This is a genomic window from Pseudomonas sp. NPDC087615, assembly GCF_044743445.1.
Lineage (GTDB): Bacteria > Pseudomonadota > Gammaproteobacteria > Pseudomonadales > Pseudomonadaceae > Aquipseudomonas > Aquipseudomonas baetica_A.
The window spans coordinates 12,923-16,286 of sequence record NZ_JBIUWM010000076.1 but is presented as its reverse complement, the minus strand read 5'-3'; the positions used below and the strand labels follow the sequence as shown (position 1 = coordinate 16,286).

Annotated in this window: 4 protein-coding genes and 1 pseudogene (1 of these 5 only partly in view); all 5 read right to left on the bottom strand. The window is 60.6% G+C overall.

The genetic code is table 11. The features are described 5' to 3' along the window. Positions 1–344 (bottom strand): annotated as a pseudogene (locus tag ACIOU6_RS25450) (radical SAM protein); its annotated part reaches 386 nt to the left of the window's first position; the annotation flags it as partial. Positions 345–372: 28 nt separating this feature from the next. Then, positions 373–798, bottom strand: coding sequence for a nucleoside-diphosphate kinase (gene ndk, locus ACIOU6_RS25445; RefSeq protein WP_007916882.1), 426 nt, complete (start codon positions 796–798; stop codon positions 373–375). Between the two features lie 88 nt (positions 799–886). Continuing rightward, positions 887–1,087 (bottom strand): Fe-S cluster assembly protein IscX, encoded by a 201-nt coding sequence (gene iscX, locus ACIOU6_RS25440; RefSeq protein ID WP_095190531.1) that lies wholly within the window; start codon positions 1,085–1,087, stop codon positions 887–889. Positions 1,088–1,101: 14 nt separating this feature from the next. Beyond that, positions 1,102–1,443 (bottom strand): ISC system 2Fe-2S type ferredoxin, encoded by a 342-nt coding sequence (gene fdx / locus ACIOU6_RS25435; protein ID WP_401139296.1) that lies wholly within the window; start codon positions 1,441–1,443, stop codon positions 1,102–1,104. Next, positions 1,443–3,266, bottom strand: a complete 1,824-nt coding sequence (hscA, locus tag ACIOU6_RS25430) for a Fe-S protein assembly chaperone HscA (RefSeq protein WP_401139294.1) — start codon at positions 3,264–3,266, stop codon at positions 1,443–1,445. Before hscA ends, fdx begins: the two co-directional genes overlap by 1 nt. Positions 3,267–3,364: the final 98 nt, after the last annotated feature.

Genomic DNA, 3,364 nt, shown 5'->3' with positions numbered 1-3,364 from the left:
GTGCCCCCCGCCCCCCCCCCCCCCCCCCCCCCCCCCCCCCCCCCCCCCCCCCCCCCCCCCCCCCCCCCCCCCCCCCCCCCCCCCACCACCCACTTACGGGTGCCGTCGCTGGAAATGTCCTCGCTGACCACTTCAGGACCACGGACTTCAGCAATTGCCTTGAGCTTGTCGCGCAAGGCCTTGCTGACGTTCGTCATGGCGTCGAAATCATCGACGCCAAAGTGGTGAATCCATTTCATTACCTGACCGGCACGGAAACGCTTCTCCCCGATTGAGTCGAAGAATTTTTCCATTTCCTGTTGAGTCAGACCCAGCAGGTTGGTTTTTACAGTCGATGTAGTCATGGATTCACCTTCACTCTTAAGCCAATGCTTAGCGAGTGGTTACTTCAGTAGCTGCGAAGAAGTACGAGATTTCACGAGCAGCTGCAGCTTCGGAGTCCGAACCGTGAACAGCGTTGGCGTCGATGGAATCAGCGAAGTCAGCGCGGATGGTACCGGCAGCAGCTTCTTTCGGGTTGGTAGCGCCCATCAGCTCACGGTTCAGAGCGATAGCGTTTTCGCCTTCCAGAACCTGAACAACAACCGGGCCGGAGATCATGAAAGCAACCAGGTCGCCGAAGAAACCACGAGCGCTGTGCTCAGCGTAGAAGCCTTCAGCTTCGGCTTTGGACAGTTGCTTCAGTTTCGAAGCTACAACGCGCAGGCCTGCTTTTTCGAAACGAGTGGTGATCTCGCCGATGACGTTTTTTGCAACAGCGTCAGGCTTGATGATGGAGAAAGTACGTTGAACAGCCATGGTGTAACTCCAGAAACGGTAATTTGCGAAAAATTAAACCCGCGAATTATACGCGGGTTCTTGGGTATTGCCTAACCTGCGAGGACGATCAGTCTACTTCTTCGATCCAGAGCGCCTGAACCGCTTCCAACACCTTCTCGCCGACGCGGCCAGAGGTGTCGTCGAAGTCAGGCAGTTCCTTGATCCATCGCTGCAGGTCGACGAAATTCACAGAAAGCGGATCTACATCCGGCTTGGCTTCGGCCAATTCTTCTGCAATGCGTTGAACATCATTCCAACCGTAGCTCATGACAGTCTTACCAGTCAGTGCGGCGCTTCGGCCGCATGGTTAAGCGAATATTTCGGAATCTCGACGGTGATGTCTTCTTCACCCACGATAGCCTGACAGGCAAGGCGCGACTGCGCTTCCAGGCCCCAGGCACGATCCAGGAAGTCCTCTTCCAGCTCATCAGCCTCTTCCATCGAGTCAAAACCCTCGCGGATGATGCAGTGGCAAGTGGTGCAGGCGCAGACGCCGCCGCAGGCGCTTTCCATCTCGATATGGTTTTCATGGGCCAGTTCGAGAATCGATGTGCCGGGCGCAGCCTCGACCACCATGCCTTCAGGGCAGAACTTCTCGTGGGGCAGAAAAATGACCTGCGGCATCAGATATCCTCGATTTCATTCAGGTTGCGCCCCGACAGAGCGGCTTTCACCGTCAAATCCATCCGGCGAGCAGCAAAAGCATCGGTCACTTGCGACAGACGCTTGGTCTGCTGCTCGATGGCGTAACCATCAGTACCTTTCATCAGTTCGGCCAGTTCCTGCACCTGCAGGTCGATGACCATGCGCTCTTCGGCGTCGAGCAAACGCTCGCCATCCACCTCGAGAGCGCCCTGCACCGCCTCGATCAGGCGCTGGGCATCCACCTGCTGCTCGCGCAGAACGCGGGCGACCTTATCGTCATTGGCGTGCTGGAACGAATCCTTGAGCATCTTGGCGATTTCGCCGTCGGTCAGACCGTAGGACGGCTTGACCTGAATGCTCGCTTCAACGCCCGCCCCCAGTTCACGGGCAGAAACGCTGAGCAGTCCGTCGGCATCGACCTGGAAGGTCACGCGAATCTTCGCCGCACCGGCCACCATCGCCGGAATGCCGCGCAATTCGAAGCGCGCCAAGGAGCGGCAGTCGCTGATCAGCTCACGCTCACCCTGCAGCACATGGATCGCCATGGCCGACTGGCCGTCTTTATAAGTGGTGAAATCCTGGGCACGTGCGACGGGGATGGTGGTGTTGCGCGGGATTACCTTCTCCATCAAGCCACCCATGGTTTCCAGCCCCAGGGACAGCGGAATCACGTCGAGCAGCAGCAGTTCGCCGCCATCGCGCTTGTTGCCAGCCAGGGTGTCGGCCTGGATCGCAGCACCAATGGCCACCACTTGATCCGGGTCGATTTCAGTCAACGGCTGACGACCGAACGCTTCGGCGACGGCTTCACGCACGCGCGGAACGCGGGTCGAACCGCCAACCATGACCACGGCGTGTACGTCATCCAGCTCAATGCCGGAATCGCGAACCGCACGGCGGCAGGCTTTCAGGCTGCGAGCGACCATCGGCTCGATCAGCGCATCGAAAGCTTCGCGGGTCAGCAGCGCTTTCCAGTCACCGTAGGCAACTTCAACGCTGGCCGCATCGGTCAGGGCTTCTTTGGCTGCGCAAGCAGTTTGCAGCAGATTACGTTGCGCGCCCGGATCGAGATCAGCGGACAAACCCGCACTCTCGATGATCCAGCCGGCAATCGCGTGATCGAAGTCGTCACCGCCCAGCGCACTGTCGCCGCCGGTGGCCAGGACTTCGAAAACACCGCCGGTCAGACGCAAAATGGAAATATCGAAGGTGCCGCCGCCCAAGTCATAAATCGCGACCAGGCCCTCGGCGTGCTGATCCAGACCGTAAGCCACAGCGGCTGCGGTTGGCTCATTGAGCAGGCGCAGCACATTGAGGCCGGCGAGTTTCGCCGCATCCTTGGTGGCCTGACGCTGAGCATCATCGAAATACGCTGGCACGGTGATCACCGCACCGACCAACTCGCCACCCAAGGTCGCCTCAGCACGCTGACGCAGTACCTTGAGAATATCGGCAGAGACCTCAACAGGACTCTTCGGGCCTTGTACGGTATCGATGAACGGCATGTGCGATTCGCCGCCGACAAAGCGATATGGCAGTTGCTCGCCCAGTTGCTTGACGTCGGACAGACCGCGACCCATCAAGCGCTTGACCGACAGCACGGTGTTCAAGGGATCGGAAGCGGCGGCCAGCTTGGCCGACTCGCCGACCTCGACGCGATCGGCGTGATAACGCACGGCGGACGGCAGGATGACCTGCCCGTCAGCGTCGGCCAGCGGCTCGGAGAGACCACTGCGCAACGCAGCGACCAGCGAATTGGTAGCGTCGTCGGGGGTTGGGGAACTCGGTAGGGGCGGTAACAATCAAAGTGGGGGGGGGGGGGGGGGGGGGGGGGGGGGGGCGCGGGGGGGGGGGGGGGGGGGGGGGGGGGGGGGGGGGGGGGGGGGGGGGGGGGGGGTAC

Excerpts from the sequence above, each read along its gene's own strand:
- iscX (WP_095190531.1), bottom strand. The coding sequence starts at position 1,087 with ATGAGCTACGGTTGGAATGATGTTCAACGCATTGCAGAAGAATTGGCC.
- fdx (WP_401139296.1), bottom strand. The coding sequence starts at position 1,443 with ATGCCGCAGGTCATTTTTCTGCCCCACGAGAAGTTCTGCCCTGAAGGC.
- ndk (WP_007916882.1), bottom strand. The coding sequence starts at position 798 with ATGGCTGTTCAACGTACTTTCTCCATCATCAAGCCTGACGCTGTTGCA.